We start from the raw sequence: 14,496 nt of genomic DNA, 5'->3' as shown, positions 1-14,496 counted from the left end.
CCCTGCCCACAAGGGGGGAGATTGGTAACCTACGGCACCGTCACCGTAAAATAATAGACCTCGTATCCGCTGAACGATGGTGCCTCATTTTGAGGAGCTGGCGATGTGCCCCAACAATCTCCCCCCTTGTGGGGGAGATGTCACGAAGTGACAGAGGGGGGTACAGCCGGGCGGCAAAATGGAGAATGCCGTTCACGTCGCGAACCCCTTCTCACCCATGATTGATCATCACATGCCGCACGGCGGTATAATCTTCGATAGCGTAGACTGACATATCCTTGCCGTAGCCGGATTGCTTCAGGCCGCCATGCGGCATTTCGTTGACCAGCATGAAATGGGTATTGATCCAGGTGCAGCCATACTGCAGGCGGGCAGCGGTCTGCATGCCGCGACTAATGTCCTTCGTCCAGACCGAGGAAGCCAGGCCGTAGTCGCTGTCGTTGGCCCAGGTGACGGCGTCGTCGGCATTGGTAAAGCGGGTTACGGAGACCACAGGGCCGAAGACTTCGCGGCGGACGATCTCGTCGTCCTGCGTGGCGCCGGCAACGACGGTCGGGGCGTAGAAGAAGCCGTGCTCGCCGGAAATCTTGCCGCCGGTAGTGATTTCCATGTGCTTATGTTCGGCGGCGCGGGTGACGAAGCTTTCGACGCGGTCGCGCTGGCGCTTGGAGATCAGCGGGCCGATTTCGTTCTCCGTGTCGTCGGCAAGGTTGAACTTGATGCTTGACACGGCCGAGGTCAGGTCGGCGACGAAATTGTCGTAGACCTTGGCGTCGGCATAAATGCGGCAGGCGGCGGTGCAATCCTGGCCGGCATTGTAATAGCCGAAGGTGCGGATGCCGGCGACCACGGCGTCGATATCGGCATCGTCGAAGACGATAACGGGGGCCTTGCCGCCAAGTTCGAGATGCGTGCGCTTGACCGTCTTGGCCGCGGCCTGCAAGACCTTCTTGCCGGTGGCAACATCGCCGGTGATGGAGACCATGCTGATCTTCGGATGGTTGATCAGCGCATTGCCGACGCTCTCGCCGCGGCCGAGGATGACGTTGACGACTCCTTCCGGCAGCACATCCGCCAGCAGCTTCGCCATCTTCAGCGCCGTCAGCGGCGTCTGTTCGGAGGGTTTGAAGACGACGGTGTTGCCGCCGGCAATGGCGGGAGCCAGCTTCCAGGCCATCATCATCAGCGGATAGTTCCAGGGCGCGATGGAGCCGACGATGCCGATCGGATCGCGGCGGATCATCGAGGTGTGGCCGGGCAGGTATTCGCCGGCGACCGGGCCGTGCAGGTTACGCACCGCGCCGGCAAAGAAGCGATAGCAGTCGACGATCGCCGGGATTTCGTCATTGAGCACGGCATTGATCGGCTTGCCGCAGTTCAGCGCTTCCAGCGCCGCAAAACCTTCGGCATCGCGCTCTATGGCGTCGGCGATCTTGAGGAGATAGGCCGAACGCTGGCTCGGCGTCGTCTGCGACCAGCTCGTGAAGGCCTTTTCTGCAGCATCGACGGCGGCGTCGATCTGCCCGAGCGAGGCCTCCGGCAAGTTGAGCACCGTCTCGCCTGTCTTCGGGTTGAGGACGCGTTCTTCCGTCTCCGTGCCGGCTTCGAAGCGGGAGCCGATCAGCATTTGGGTATCCATTATTCTCTCCCTTTCATTTGCCGCCGCCGGCGATCTGGTCGCCGTCGCGGGTAAGATAGTAGGCTGCCAGGATCGGCAGGAAGGTGACAAGCACGACGACCATGGCGACGACGTTGGTCACCGGTCGCTGGCGCGGGCGGATGAGTTCCTCCAGCATCCAGATCGGCAGGGTCATCTGCTGGCCGCCGGTGAAGGTGGTGACAATGACTTCATCGAAGGACAGCGCGAAGGCGAGCATGCCGCCGGCCAGCAGCGCCGTGCCAATATTCGGCAGGACGACATGGCGGAAGGTCTGGAAGCCATCGGCGCCAAGATCCATTGAGGCCTCGATCAGCGAGCCGGAGGTGCGGCGGAAGCGGGCGACGGCGTTGTTATAAACAACGACAACGCAGAAGGTGGCATGGCCGAGAACGATCGTCCAGACCGAGAAGGGGATATCGAACAGGCTGAAGGCGGAGCGCAGCGCAATGCCGGTGATGATGCCGGGCAGCGCGATCGGCAGGATGACCAAGAGCGAGATCGCCTCGCGGCCGAAGAACTTCGTCTGGCTGACGGCCGCGGCACAGAGCGTGCCGAGGATCAATGCGATCGCGGTTGCGATGGTCGCGACTTGCACCGAGAGTGCCAGCGCCGACCAGACATCCGGCCTGTTCCACGCGATACCGAACCATTGCAACGTCAGCCCCGGCGGCGGCCATTGATAGCTCTTCTCCTCCGTCGTGAAGGCATAGACGAAGATCAGAAGGATCGGCAGATGCAGGAAGAGCAGACCGCCCGCGGCTGCGATCTTCAGGGGGAAGGAGGCGCGTTGGCCACGATCAGAGCGCATCGAAAGCTCCCTGCTTTTTGGCGATCCAGAGATAGATGGCCATGATGACGATCGGCACGACCGAGAAGGCGGCGGCCAACGGCACGTTGCCGGCGGTTCCCTGCTGCGTATAGACGGCCTGGCCGATGAAGAGGCGCGAGGAGCCGATGATCTGCGGGATGATGTAATCACCCAGGGTCAGCGAGAAGGTAAAGATGGAGCCGGCGACGACGCCGGGCAAAGCGAGCGGCAGCAGCACGGTGCGGAAGGTCTGGTTCGGCGTTGCGCCAAGATCGGATGAGGCTTCCAGCAGATTGGCCGGCACGCGCTCAAGTGCTGCCTGCGTCGGCAGGATCATGTAGGGCAGCCAGATATAGACGAAGACGAGGAAGGTACCGATATAGCTGACCGAGAGCGAGTTGCCGCCGATGACGGGCAAGGCAAGCACGCCGTCGAGCAGCCAGCCGAGATGCAGCCTATCGAAGATCCAGGTGAGAATGCCTTCCTTGGCGAGGATCAGCTTCCAGGCATAAACTTTCACCAGATAGCTCGACCAGAGCGGCAGCATGACGCCGAGATAGAACAGCGCCTTCCATTTTCCCTGCGCATAGCGGGCCGCATAATAGGCGATGGGGAAGGCGACGAAGGCCGAGGCGATGGTGACGAGAGCGGCCATGACGACCGTGCGGACGATGATGTCGAAGTTGGCCGTATTCAGCAGCTGCGCATAGGTCGAGAGGGTAAATTCGTAATTCACCATTCCCGAGAAATCGTCGATCGAGAAGAAGCTCTGCAGCAGCAGCGCGATCAGCGAGCCGATATAAATGATGCCGAGCCAGAGCAGCGGCGGCGTCAGCATCAGGAACAGCAGCAGCTTCGGACGCCGCCAGAAGAGATCCGATAGACGGCCAAAGATGCCGCCGCGGCGCGGCAGGATCGAGGCCGGTGCCTGGCTCGACGAGGCGGGGAAGGCGGCGGCGTTCATGCGGCGTCGTCCATATAATGCACATCCGCCGGCAGCCAGGCGAGGCGGACGGAGGCGCCGGTATCAGGAGCCGACTGGCCGGCCGGCACGGTCACATGCAGGCGGGCGCCATTCGCTTCGACCGAGAGGCGGGTAGCGGCACCGAGAAAGCTCGTCGCTTTCACGGTGGCCGCCACGCCGCTCTCCTCAGTCAACCGGATGGCCTCGGGGCGCAGACTTGCCCACCGCCGTTCGCCGCCGAGCGACGACATGGTTTCGGGGGCGATGACATTGGAGGAGCCGACGAAATCCGCGACGAAACGGGTTTTCGGCCGTTGGTAGATATCGTGTGGCGTGCCTTGCTGCACGATGCGGCCGTCGTTGAAAACGGCGACGCGATCGGCCATGGACAGGGCCTCGCCCTGATCGTGGGTGACGAAGACGAAGGTGATGCCGAGCGCCCGTTGCAGGCTCTTCAACTCCTCCTGCATCTGCTCGCGCAGCTTCAGATCGAGCGCGCCAAGCGGTTCGTCGAGCAGCAGTACCTTCGGTTTGTTGACGAGGGCGCGGGCGAGCGCCACACGCTGCCGCTGGCCGCCGGAGAGCTGGCCCGGACGGCGGGCGCCATAGCCCGGCAACTTTACCAGTTCCAGCGCCTGTTCGGCAGCCCGCAGCCGCTCGGCTTTGCCGACACCCTTGACCATCAGCCCGTAGGCGACGTTGTCGAGGATGTTGAGATGCGGAAAGAGCGCATAATCCTGAAACACCGTATTGACGTTGCGCCTATAGGGTGGAACGCCTTCGGCGGTTTCGCCGAAGATTTCGATATGGCCGCCTGTGGGCTGTTCGAAGCCGGCAATCAATCTGAGGCAGGTGGTCTTGCCGGAGCCGGAAGGGCCGAGCATGGCGAAGAATTCGCCGGGCGCAATCTCCAGATCGACGCGGTCCACAGCGCGGACCTGGCCGAAATGGCGCGACACCTGCTGGAAACGAACGGCGTTCATTGGCTTCTCCAGGGAAGGGTTGTTTTTTCCTTCTCCCCGAGGGGAGAAGGTATGTTTCCCGTGAAGATCACCGCCCGCCGATCACGCCGATATAGTCGGAGACCCAGCGGTGATAGGGCACGCATTCGCCCTGCGTGCTGCATTTCGCGACGGGCGTCTTCCAGAACTTGATCTTGTCGAAGTGATCATAGCCGTTGGTGGCGCAGCCGCTGTCGGTCAGGAGTTCGTTGCCCTTGCAAGCTGCCGGAACCGAAGGCACGGCGCCGAACCAGGCGGCGGCATCGCCCTGAACCTTGGCCTGCAGCGAATGTTCCAGCCACATATAGGCGCAGTTCGGATGCTCGCTGTCGGCATGCAGCATGGTGGTGTCGGCCCAGCCCGTCGTTCCCTCATCCGGGAAGGTGGAGGCGATCTTCTGCTTGTCGGCCTGCAGCAGGTTCACCTGGAACGGCCAGGAGCCGGAGGCGACGACACCTTCGTTCTTGAAGTCGTCGGTCTGGATCATCGCGTCATGCCAGTAACGGCTGACGAGCTTGCGCTGGCCGCGCAGCAGCTCGAGGGCGGCTTTGTATTGGTCTTCGTTGAGCTCGTAGGGGTCCTTGATGCCGAGTTCAGGCTTGTGGGCCATGAGATAAAGGGCGGCATCGGCAATATAGATCGGGCCGTCATAGGCCTGCACTCGACCCTTGTTCGACTTACCATCAGGCAGCGTCGTTTCTTCGAAGACGACGTTCCAGCTTTTCGGCGCCTGACCCTTGAAGGCGTCGGTATTATACATCAGCACATTCGGGCCCCAGAGATAGGGCACGCCATAGTGAACGCCGTTGACCGTGTGCCAGGGGGCATTCTTCAGGCGGTCGTCGAGGTTTTTCCAGCTCGGGATCAGATCAGTATTGATCGGCTGGACGCGCTTGCCGGCAACGAGGCGCAGCGACGCGTCGCCGGATGCGGTCACCAGGTCGAAGCCGCCTTCGTTCATCAGCGCCACCATTTCGTCCGATGTCGCCGCGGTCTTGACGCTGACCTTGCAGCCGGTTTCCTTTTCGAAGCCGGTGACCCAATCGTAATTCTTGTCGCTTTCACCGCGCTCGATATAGCCAGCCCAGGCGACGATGCTGACCGCACCTTCACCCTTACCGAGCGTCTTCAACGGCTCGGCGGCAATGACCTGTGTGGCGAAACTTAAGGATGCGAGTGCGGCTGTGCATGATTTCAGCAGATGCTTCATCGGACTCTCCCGGTTTTTGAGCCTTGATGGCGTGGAGCCAGTGGCTGGCTTCCTGTTCCCGAAAGAAAAGGTGACGCGATTTCGCCGCATTCGCAAATTCATTTATCAGAAAGGTGATATCGGAATTTCCGATTCCTAACTGTGCGTGGCTGAGAGATCGAAAACCTCCGGCCGCAGCTTTTCGGCCCGCATGAGGTGCTGCAGCGTGTAGGAAATGGAAAGGGCATCATCGAGCGCGTCATGGCCCTTAAGCGGCGGATGCTGCACGCCATAGTAGTGGGAAAGCTCGTTGCTTGGCGTCTTCGCCAGATCTTCGACCGGCATTCCCGCCGCAAGCAGCAGCTTGACGGCATTGTCGAAACGATGCGCGGGGATCAGGGGCTGGATACCGGCGACGTAACAGCTGATCGCCATCATATTCAGCTCGTCCTTGCCCCAGGACCAGAGACGGACACCATCCGAGAAGCGATCCAGACTGGCAATGGCGTCCTGCAGGGTCATTCCTTCCGTCTCGATGTTCTCTTCGGTCACACCCGTCAATGCGGTGAAGAACGGATCGAGCGCATATCGTTTGCCAAACCGATTGACCGGGCGAACATAGGCCTTGTAGCTGTCCTGGATCGCGAAATCGTCTTCGAGGCTGAGCTTGACGGCTCCGACTTGCGCAACGACCGGATCGGGATCATGCGGCGCACACCAGGACCGGCGTTGCGACCCTTCGAGGCAAAGAAACTCACAGTCGAATATGATTGCGGTCTTCATACCTGACCCTCCATTTGCGGCAATCTTCGATTGTATTCCCCTCAGTCGGGTCGGAAGAATACTGCGTGCTACCGCTGCCGGCCCGAGCGCATGCTTTCTGCGACACCGACGAAATCGCGGGCCGCTTGCGGCAGGCTGGAGCCCTTGCGCCAGACCATGCCGACCTGCACCACAGGCAGCGAACCGGAGACGTCACGGCTTTCGATGCGATCGCCTTCCAGCGACCATGGACGATAGACGAGATCCGGCAGCAGTGCGACACCGGCGCCGGTGGCAACCAGGCTGCGCACGGCCTCGACAGAGCGGGTGCGGAACGCGACATGCGGACGGGCGCCGAGCGCGGTCAAAAGCTTGCCGGTGTTTTCCTCGATTTCGTCGATGGTCAGCATGATCAGTGGCTCGCGGGTGATGTCCGCAACACTGATGATATCGGCCGAGACGAGGGGGTGGCCCATCGGCAGCCAGAGGCGGTAGGGCGAGGTCTCTAGAATCTCGGCCTGCAGAGCCATGCGATCGCGCAAATTGGAAATGACCATGACGGCGACGTCGAGCTCGCCACCAACCAGAAGGTGTTCGAGATAGCCGCCATTGTCCTCGATGGCACTGACTTCGACCCCGGGGCAGGCGCGGCGATAGCGCGCCAGAAGATCTGACAGAACATAGCCGGCGACAAGCGATGTCACGCCGATATTCAGCGTGCCTCCGGCCTCGTTCTGCTTGCCGGAAAAGCTGGTACGCGCGTCGGAGACCGTCGCCAGGATCTTCGTTGCGTGGCGCAGAAACTGGTGGCCGTTGTGGGTGATCGACAGGCCACGCGGATGGCGCTCGAACAGCTCCACGCCGAGATCGCTTTCTAGTTCCTTGAGAGCTTCGGTGACTGAGGATTGCGAGATGGACAGGTTCTGCGCAGCACGCGTCACGGAGCCCTGTTCCGCAACGGCGACGAAGTATTGCAGCTGTCTCAAGGTGAAGGCCATGCCAAGGTTAGAGCATGTTCGCGCCACGGAAGGCAAGCGCCCGTCATAGGTGTGAAAGTTTGGACCTTTTTTGGTAACGATGTCGAGGACAGCACAAGTTTCACCTCAGTTTTAAGTATTCCGAAACGCCAATTCCCTAACGTGAGGGTTGATCATTTTTGTCGGCTTGGAGTGGTCTATGCTGGAGCAGTTGGCGTGAGCGCCTTACTGCACATTTTCCGGATACCCCGGAAGTTTGTCGTCATGATCGGCGGAGTGGCCTTTCTCATAGGCTGCTCCGGCGTATTGGCGCTTTATGTCGGCAAGGACAGGCTGCTCGGCCTTGCCTCCGCATCTCCTAACGGGCTTCAGTGCACCGACGTCAATCTTGTCACGATCCGCAAGGATAACCGTTTCTGGGTTCGCAAATATATCCGCACGGAGCCGACCGATGGGCTGACGCGTGTCAGGACTGCGCTCCGGGTTGCCAAGGCTGTCTATCAGGAACAGAAACCGGATCTCGTTCAGGTTGTGGTTCTTGACAGAAATGGGCCGACATTGCGGTCTGACTTGCGTGGCCGGGCGCTGGGGGCCGATGTCGTTTACGTGCCGCATCCAGACAAGCTTGTCGATGGCAGTTCCGAGGCACCGCTGACGGCACGCTATTATGATGGCGGTGCGAGCAATGCCGGCCTGTTTTATGGTGAGCAGATTACTATGCTGCCGCAGGATATCGATGCGGCGATCGCCGGGTTGAAGAATCTGACCGACTGCGACAACGCGCTGGCGGCAGACAATGGCGGCGACGCCAAGAAGGACAAGATGAAGGCGGCGATCGCCGCGGAAGAGAAAGCGGCCGCAAATCAAGCGGAGAGCCACGATGCCAAACCGCAGCTGCCGGAACCGAAATCGACCGGCAATGTGCAGCCGGGCTATGATGCGAATGGTGATTTCATCGGCGCCGATGCCGGGGCGAAGGAAAAAAGCCCGTCACCGGGATTGGACCCGACCATGACGGGCGCCGCCGACCGCCGCTCGCCCGTCACCAACTGATCAAAAAACGGATTTGCGCTATCGGGCGGAAAGGCTGATGCTTCATTCCGCCAGATGTTTCTCGCCGATAGCCTGGTAGAGCGCGAAGAGCGCCTCGTGGACTTCGCCGGCAAGACGGTAGAAGTCCGGATTCGCCAGAATGGCGGGGTGCTGCAGCAGCTGGTCGTCGGTCATGTCGAGCATGATCGACGCCGTGTGCATCGCCTCGTGGCAACCGAACGTTCCCGGTGCATATTGCGAGAGATCGATGTCGCCGAGCTCTGCAAGATCGGCCAGCCGCTGATGCTCGCTGTCGGCATCTGCCGCCGATATCTCTTTACCCGTCATAATACGCACCTTTGATGTTCGAGGGACGGAACCGGCCTCAATCGGCCTTGTTGCGGCGGGCCGGGAAAAGGATGATGTCGCGGATCGACGGCGAGTTGGTCAAAAGCATGATGAGGCGGTCCACACCGATGCCGAGACCGCCTGCGGGCGGCATACCCTGATCGATCGCGTCGAGGAATTCTTCGTCGAGTTCCTTCTGCTTTTCGCCGCGCGCATGCGCCTGCTCGAGCTGCTCGACCATGCGGGCGCGCTGTTCTTCCGGATCGTTGAGCTCCGAGAAAGCGTTGCCAAGTTCCCAGGCGTTGCAATAGGTCTCGAAACGTTCGACAAGGCGCGGCTCGCCCGGCACTTCCTTGGCGAAGGGCGAGATATCCTTCGGGAAATGCGTGACGTGCGCCGGCTGGATCAGCGTACCCTCAACCTTCTCCTCGAAGATGAAGGCCAGGCATTCGCCCCAGGTGGCGTCCTTCTCGACGGCAAAGCCGGCGGCCTTGGACGCGGCGCGGGCTTCCTCGTCGGTCTTGATCGCCAGGAAGTCGATGCCGGTCGCTTCCTTGACGGCATCGGGCATCGGCACGCGGCGGAACGGACCCTTGAAGGAAATCTGCTTGTCGCCGAAGGCGAATTCCGTGCTGCCGTGGATCGACATGGCGAGCGTGGAGAACAGCCGCTCGACGAGGTCCATGATGTCCTCGTAGTCGGCATAGGCCCAATAGCACTCCATCATGGTGAATTCGGGATTGTGTCGGGTGGAGACGCCTTCGTTGCGGAAGTTGCGGTTGATCTCGAAGACCTTGTCGGTGAGGCCCGAAACCAGCGTGCGCTTCAGGAACAGTTCCGGCGCGATGCGCAGGTACATGTCGAGTTTCAGCGTGTTGTGATGCGTCTTGAACGGCTCGGCGGTGGCGCCGCCATAAACCGAATGCAGCATCGGCGTCTCGACTTCCATGAAGCCGTCATCTTCCATGAAACGGCGGATGCCCGAGACGATGCGGCTGCGCTGCTGGAAGCGGAGCTTCGATTCCTCGTTGGTCATGATATCGAGATGGCGCTTGCGATAGCGCAGCTCGATATCGGAAAGGCCGTGCCACTTTTCCGGCATCGGCAGCAGCGACTTGGTCAGCATGGTGATCTGCTGAGCATTGATCGTGAGCTCACCGCGCTTGGTGCGGCGCACGACACCGGTGACGCCGATGATGTCGCCGATGTCGATCATTGGCAGCAGGGAGCGGGCCTCTTCCGAGGTCACGTCCTTGTGGCTGAAGATCTGGATCTTGCCGGAGGCGTCGTGGATATCCATGAACATGCCGGAGTTGCGCGAGGAATAGACGCGGCCGGCAACGGTGACGATATCGCCGGTTTCCGTATCCGGCTCCAGGCCCTCGTATTTCGCAGCGAGCTCGGCATTGGTCATGGTCCGGTGGAAATGCGCCGGATAGACGTCGCCGATCTGTTCGCGCAGCAGCTTCAGCTTCTGGCGGCGAACTTCCGTTGCGTCGGAGGAGAGGGCGGATGCTTCGGTCTTGTCGTTCATGGTTTTAAAGTCCGGTTCAGTTCTTTGGGCCGACGAGGGTCGCAACGGTCTGCGCGGCCAGTTTCAGCCGCTGGCGAACGACGGAGCGGCCGAGGATCGCCATGCTATCGAAAAGCGGCAGCGAGCGCGAGGAGCCCGATACGGCGACGAAAAGCGGGGCAACGATGACCTTCAGCTTCTTGCCCATGCGATCGGCAATGGCGCGCAGCTCGGCTTCGATCGTCTCGACGTTCCATTCGAGGATCTTTTCAAGGTCCGGCTGCACCGTGTTGAGGATCTCAAGCAGTTCTTCCGGCGTCGACTTGATCTTGGCGAAGGCCGAAGGATCGAGGTTGAGATCGGACTTGAACAGGAAGCCTGTGAGGTCGGGCAGCTCGCCGAGCTTGGTGATGCGGGACTGCGAGAGCTTCAGACCCTCCTTCAGGCGGTCGTTTTCCATTGCCCAGGTCAGGACGCGGTGCTGGAACTCTTCTTCCGAGAGCTTCTCGCGGATCCAGCGGCCGTTCAGCCAGTCGAGCTTCTGGATGTCGAAGATGGCCCCGGCCTTGGACAGGTTTTCCGGATCGAACTTTTCGGCAAGTTCGTCCATGGTCAAAAGCTCTTCGCCTTCGGCGATCTGGATGAAGAACAGGCCGAGGAAGTTCATCAGCGCCTCGGGGATGTAGCCGAGCGCCGTGTAATAAGAGATCGAGGTCGGGTTCTTGCGCTTCGACAGCTTCGACTTGTCGGCATTGCGCATCAGCGACAGGTGCATGAACACCGGCGGCTCCCAGCCGAGATACTGATAGATCAGAATGTGCTTCGGCACCGAGGCGAGCCATTCTTCGCCGCGCGCGACATGGGTGATCTTCATCAGATGGTCGTCGACCACGTTGGCCATGTGATAGGTCGGCATGCCGTCGGCCTTCAAAAGGACCTGCATGTCGACGGCATCCCACGGGATTTCGACATCGCCGTAAACGCCGTCATGGAACTTGCAGGAGCCTTCGGTCGGGATCTTCATGCGCACGACATGCGGCTCGCCGGCAGCAACGCGTGAGGTCACTTCCTCGGCCGAGAGGTTCAGACAGTGGCCGTCATATTTCGGCGGCAGGCCGGCGGCGCGCTGCGCCTCGCGCATCTTTTCCAGGCGCTCCGGCGTGCAGAAGCAGCGGAAGCCATGGCCGTTTGTGACGATCTGCTCGACATAGGGCTTGTAGAGGTCCTTGCGGTCGCTCTGGCGATAGGGGCCGTAGGGGCCGCCGATATCGGGACCTTCGGACCATTTCAGGCCGCACCATTTCAGAGCGTCGAGCACCTTGGTCTCGAATTCCGGGGTGGAGCGGGTTGCGTCGGTATCCTCGATGCGCAGGATGAACTCGCCGCCGTGTTTCTTGGCGAAGAGATAGTTGAACAGCGCGATATAGGCGGTACCGACATGCGGCTCGCCGGTCGGGGAGGGTGCGATGCGGACGCGAACGCCTGAAGTGGTCATCTTGTTTGCCCGTCATAAAAGGCCGGGCCGCGCTTGGGACAAGCGCCGTCCAGCCGAAAATGTCTATCTGGATCAGGAAACCGGCCGGAAAAGGGCGTCTTGCCGCTTCTATCAGCATTTTCCATAAGGCTGGCCTTAGGCCATATTCAAGGGATGACGTCAAGGGAAACTGCGCCGTAAGAGCAGGCAGAGGCACCGAGGACGCTGTGCTGCATCGAAAAGGGCCGGCCTTCCAATTTCGCTGAGCGTCTTTACTCTTCGTAAGTGTTTCAGAAGAAAAGCCTTACGCTTGCCGAATTTGATTTGCAATTTTCGCGGCAGTGGCAAAATAGGTTTTCAATCGTTCATTCCGGGGATACCATGAAGAAACTGATTTTGTGCTTGCTATTGGCTGTCTCGATGGTCGACGCAGCCGCGGCCCAATCGACTATCACGCGGGACAGTTCCGCCCGACTGATCGAGTCCTACCGCGCCTATATCGGCAATGACGATCTTTACAATTCCAAAGGCGAGCGCCTGACACTGCCCTGGCAGATCATCCGCCAGGACCGCGCCAACTATCACGCCTATCGCCGCCGCGACCGTGGCGACCAGGGCGACAGTTTCTTCTCACAGGCTTCCAATCGTCAGAATCTGGAAGCCATGCTGGCCGATGGCAATATCGCAAACGATGCCGGAAACCTCATCGTGCGCGGCAATGTCTGGATCAAGGTCGATATCTACGGACATGGCGATGTCGGCCAGTGGGTCGACATCCATGTTCAGGATTGACCGATGTGATGAAGCCGCACCTCGTTATTGGCGCGGCTTTCTCGGTCAATGGCCGCCGGATGCCTTCTTGCGGCGGTTGCGCGCCATCATGTTGAGCACTTCGACCAGGGCGGAGAAGGCCATGGCGGCGTAGATGTAGCCCTTGGGAACATGCACGCCCATGCCTTCGGCGATCAGCGTCGTGCCGATCATCAGCAGGAAGGCGAGCGCCAGCATGACGATGCTCGGGTTCTTCTCGATGAAGTTGGCGAGCGGATTTGCCGCGACGAGCATGACCGTGACTGCGGCGATGACGGCGACGAACATGATAGCCAGGTGCGGCGTCATGCCGACGGCGGTGATGATGCTGTCGATCGAGAAGACCAGGTCGAGCAGCAGGATCTGGCCGATCGCCGAGGCGAAGGTCGTGGTCGTCGATTTGGCGATGAAATCCTCGCCCTGTTCCTGCGGGTCGACGTTGTGATGGATCTCCTTCGTCGCTTTCCAGACGAGGAAGAGGCCGCCGCCGATGAGGATCATGTCCTTCCAGGAGAAGCCCTGGCCGAAGATTTCGAAGACGGGCTGGGTCAGCTGGACGATCCAGGCGACGGTTCCGAGCAGCGCAAGGCGCATGATAAGGGCGAGGCCGATGCCGATCTTGCGGGCTCTGTCACGATGCTCCGGCGGCAGCTTGTTGGTGAGGATCGAGATGAAGATCAGGTTGTCGATGCCGAGGACCACCTCCATGACGACAAGCGTGACGAGCGCCACCCACGCTCCCGGGTCCTGTATCAGCCCCATGATATCCATTGAATGTCCCCCTTTGATCAGCATTTGCCGATGCTGACCCCCAGCACGGCCGCTCCAGAATGGCCGTAATGTAAGGAGCACAACCGTCCGTACAAGCGCCGCCGCCAATTTCGTGGCGACGGCCTTGTTTCCAGGGCTCTGTTCCCAGGCTTGGTTTTCAGGCTTTCAGGGGTATCCAGATTTCCGTCACGCCCATGCCGGTGCGCGGATCGAAGCGGTCGTCATAGCGTTCCATCATGTCGGGCGTGCCGGCATGCTGTTGACCCGATTGCGGCAGCCATTCGCCGAAGATCTGATGCACCGTGGCGGAAATGCCGGAGATATGGCCGCGATGCGTGAAGATCGCATAGCGCTGCTGCGGCAGCTTCACCGTCACGAAGCCTTCTGGCAAGCCGTCGGCGGCGGAAACTTCGGCTGCCGACATATAACGGAAGCTTTCGCTACCTTCTTCCGCCTGGGTGCAGACGCCATAGGCGACATTGCCGATCTGGCCGGGAATATGGCCGAAATGCTCGTTGAATTTCTGCCAGAGCGAGGGGATGGCCTCTGTCGCCTCATAGGCATAGGTTTCCGCAAGACCGGCAAGCAGCATCGCGGGATGGGTCTCGAAGCGCGGTGCATCGAGCTTGGGAAGGCGGGTGTCGTCCATTCTGATCGGCTCCTGTAGAGCGAGGTTGCGAACGTGTCCTTGTTTGCGCAGGCTTTCCGGCGTCATGCCGAATTGCTCGCGGAAGGCACGGGTGAAAGCCTCGTGCGAGCCGTAGCCGGCATCGAGGGCAACCTGGAGAATGGAAGAGGAGCCGTCGGTCAGTGCGAGAGCCGCTTCGCTGAGGCGGCGGCTCCGGATATAGCTGCTGATCGAGTGACCGGTCGTCATGCCGAAGACGCGCGAGAGATGAAAGCGCGACAGCCCGGCCGTCTCGGCGATCTCGTCGAGCGAGATGTCGGATTTAAAATGGCTTTCGATAAACCATATCGCTCTGCCGATCGCGCTCATTTTCAACTCCCCTGGTTGCCGGGCCAGTCATAGGCCTGTGGCGGCGGCAATGCTTGATCGCCATTGCGGAGTTGAATGACTACACCGTTGCGGCCGGCGGGAGAGGCCTGTTCATCCCAGAGCAGTTCAGTTTTTCACGGAATCTCCGAACCGCTCTATTCACGCAATTCCGGACGAAAAGCCGCTGCGC

At 60.5% G+C, this 14,496-nt stretch carries 14 protein-coding genes; 2 read left to right on the top strand and 12 right to left on the bottom strand.

Annotation, left to right across the window (positions count from 1 at the left end; translation table 11 throughout):
* Window positions 1-211 precede the first annotated feature (211 nt).
* The 7 genes from AC13QY_RS13385 to AC13QY_RS13355 form a co-directional block, all read right to left on the bottom strand.
* Window positions 212-1,639, bottom strand: coding sequence for a gamma-aminobutyraldehyde dehydrogenase (locus tag AC13QY_RS13385; protein ID WP_113330573.1), 1,428 nt, complete (start codon window positions 1,637-1,639; stop codon window positions 212-214).
* 13 nt (window positions 1,640-1,652) lie between these two features.
* Entirely contained in the window at window positions 1,653-2,468 is an 816-nt protein-coding gene (locus AC13QY_RS13380; protein WP_113230843.1) for an ABC transporter permease, read from the bottom strand.
* Window positions 2,458-3,432 (bottom strand): ABC transporter permease, encoded by a 975-nt coding sequence (locus tag AC13QY_RS13375; protein WP_269244982.1) that lies wholly within the window; start codon window positions 3,430-3,432, stop codon window positions 2,458-2,460. The genes AC13QY_RS13380 and AC13QY_RS13375 overlap by 11 nt, the downstream gene beginning before the upstream one ends.
* Entirely contained in the window at window positions 3,429-4,415 is a 987-nt protein-coding gene (locus AC13QY_RS13370; protein WP_113330571.1) for an ABC transporter ATP-binding protein, read from the bottom strand. Before AC13QY_RS13370 ends, AC13QY_RS13375 begins: the two co-directional genes overlap by 4 nt.
* A 67-nt stretch (window positions 4,416-4,482) precedes the next feature.
* Entirely contained in the window at window positions 4,483-5,643 is a 1,161-nt protein-coding gene (locus AC13QY_RS13365) for an ABC transporter substrate-binding protein (RefSeq protein ID WP_113330570.1), read from the bottom strand.
* 135 nt (window positions 5,644-5,778) lie between these two features.
* The gene (locus AC13QY_RS13360) at window positions 5,779-6,405 is read right to left on the bottom strand and encodes a 3'-5' exonuclease (RefSeq protein ID WP_488493580.1); all 627 of its coding nucleotides are present in this window, start codon (window positions 6,403-6,405) and stop codon (window positions 5,779-5,781) included.
* Window positions 6,406-6,473: 68 nt separating this feature from the next.
* The gene (locus tag AC13QY_RS13355) at window positions 6,474-7,382 is read right to left on the bottom strand and encodes a LysR family transcriptional regulator (protein ID WP_113230838.1); all 909 of its coding nucleotides are present in this window, start codon (window positions 7,380-7,382) and stop codon (window positions 6,474-6,476) included.
* 195 nt (window positions 7,383-7,577) lie between these two features.
* Between AC13QY_RS13355 and AC13QY_RS13350 the strand changes: the two genes are divergently transcribed.
* On the top strand, window positions 7,578-8,414 hold the full coding sequence (locus tag AC13QY_RS13350) for a hypothetical protein (RefSeq protein WP_145315959.1): 837 nt from the start codon (window positions 7,578-7,580) through the stop codon (window positions 8,412-8,414).
* Between the two features lie 42 nt (window positions 8,415-8,456).
* Here AC13QY_RS13350 and AC13QY_RS13345 read toward each other — a convergent pair whose 3' ends face one another.
* The 3 genes from AC13QY_RS13345 to gltX are packed head-to-tail and all read right to left on the bottom strand — an operon-like array spanning window position 8,457 to window position 11,749.
* Window positions 8,457-8,741 carry a hypothetical protein gene (locus AC13QY_RS13345; protein ID WP_488493579.1) on the bottom strand — a complete coding sequence of 95 codons (285 nt, stop codon included), beginning with the start codon at window positions 8,739-8,741 and terminating at the stop codon, window positions 8,457-8,459.
* Window positions 8,742-8,778: 37 nt separating this feature from the next.
* Window positions 8,779-10,275: a lysine--tRNA ligase gene (gene lysS, locus AC13QY_RS13340; RefSeq protein WP_488493578.1), complete on the bottom strand. Its 1,497-nt coding sequence runs from the start codon at window positions 10,273-10,275 to the stop codon at window positions 8,779-8,781.
* Window positions 10,276-10,291: 16 nt separating this feature from the next.
* Entirely contained in the window at window positions 10,292-11,749 is a 1,458-nt protein-coding gene (gene gltX, locus AC13QY_RS13335) for a glutamate--tRNA ligase (protein ID WP_069615998.1), read from the bottom strand.
* Between the two features lie 360 nt (window positions 11,750-12,109).
* On the opposite strand from gltX, the gene AC13QY_RS13330 reads away from it, so the two are divergent.
* Window positions 12,110-12,520, top strand: a complete 411-nt coding sequence (locus AC13QY_RS13330; RefSeq protein ID WP_113330565.1) for a hypothetical protein — start codon at window positions 12,110-12,112, stop codon at window positions 12,518-12,520.
* A 45-nt stretch (window positions 12,521-12,565) separates the two neighbouring features.
* Here AC13QY_RS13330 and AC13QY_RS13325 read toward each other — a convergent pair whose 3' ends face one another.
* Both AC13QY_RS13325 and AC13QY_RS13320 read right to left on the bottom strand, forming a co-directional pair.
* Window positions 12,566-13,309: a TerC family protein gene (locus AC13QY_RS13325; RefSeq protein ID WP_113330564.1), complete on the bottom strand. Its 744-nt coding sequence runs from the start codon at window positions 13,307-13,309 to the stop codon at window positions 12,566-12,568.
* Between the two features lie 157 nt (window positions 13,310-13,466).
* Entirely contained in the window at window positions 13,467-14,306 is an 840-nt protein-coding gene (locus AC13QY_RS13320; protein WP_488493577.1) for a GyrI-like domain-containing protein, read from the bottom strand.
* Between the last annotated feature and the right edge of the window lie 190 nt (window positions 14,307-14,496).

The sequence above is a fragment of the Martinezella sp. CNPSo 3795 genome, assembly GCF_057784475.1.
The sequence above is the reverse complement of the archived record's forward strand: the minus strand, read 5'-3'. Positions and strand labels throughout refer to the sequence as shown.

What these genes read in the sequence shown, in the direction of transcription:
- AC13QY_RS13385 (WP_113330573.1), bottom strand. Translation starts at nt 1,639, where the DNA reads ATGGATACCCAAATGCTGATCGGCTCCCGCTTCGAAGCCGGCACGGAG.
- AC13QY_RS13380 (WP_113230843.1), bottom strand. Translation starts at nt 2,468, where the DNA reads ATGCGCTCTGATCGTGGCCAACGCGCCTCCTTCCCCCTGAAGATCGCA.
- AC13QY_RS13375 (WP_269244982.1), bottom strand. Translation starts at nt 3,432, where the DNA reads ATGAACGCCGCCGCCTTCCCCGCCTCGTCGAGCCAGGCACCGGCCTCG.
- AC13QY_RS13370 (WP_113330571.1), bottom strand. Translation starts at nt 4,415, where the DNA reads ATGAACGCCGTTCGTTTCCAGCAGGTGTCGCGCCATTTCGGCCAGGTC.
- AC13QY_RS13365 (WP_113330570.1), bottom strand. Translation starts at nt 5,643, where the DNA reads ATGAAGCATCTGCTGAAATCATGCACAGCCGCACTCGCATCCTTAAGT.
- AC13QY_RS13360 (WP_488493580.1), bottom strand. Translation starts at nt 6,405, where the DNA reads ATGAAGACCGCAATCATATTCGACTGTGAGTTTCTTTGCCTCGAAGGG.
- AC13QY_RS13355 (WP_113230838.1), bottom strand. Translation starts at nt 7,382, where the DNA reads ATGGCCTTCACCTTGAGACAGCTGCAATACTTCGTCGCCGTTGCGGAA.
- AC13QY_RS13345 (WP_488493579.1), bottom strand. Translation starts at nt 8,741, where the DNA reads ATGACGGGTAAAGAGATATCGGCGGCAGATGCCGACAGCGAGCATCAG.
- lysS (WP_488493578.1), bottom strand. Translation starts at nt 10,275, where the DNA reads ATGAACGACAAGACCGAAGCATCCGCCCTCTCCTCCGACGCAACGGAA.
- gltX (WP_069615998.1), bottom strand. Translation starts at nt 11,749, where the DNA reads ATGACCACTTCAGGCGTTCGCGTCCGCATCGCACCCTCCCCGACCGGC.
- AC13QY_RS13330 (WP_113330565.1), top strand. Translation starts at nt 12,110, where the DNA reads ATGAAGAAACTGATTTTGTGCTTGCTATTGGCTGTCTCGATGGTCGAC.
- AC13QY_RS13325 (WP_113330564.1), bottom strand. Translation starts at nt 13,309, where the DNA reads ATGGATATCATGGGGCTGATACAGGACCCGGGAGCGTGGGTGGCGCTC.
- AC13QY_RS13320 (WP_488493577.1), bottom strand. Translation starts at nt 14,306, where the DNA reads ATGAGCGCGATCGGCAGAGCGATATGGTTTATCGAAAGCCATTTTAAA.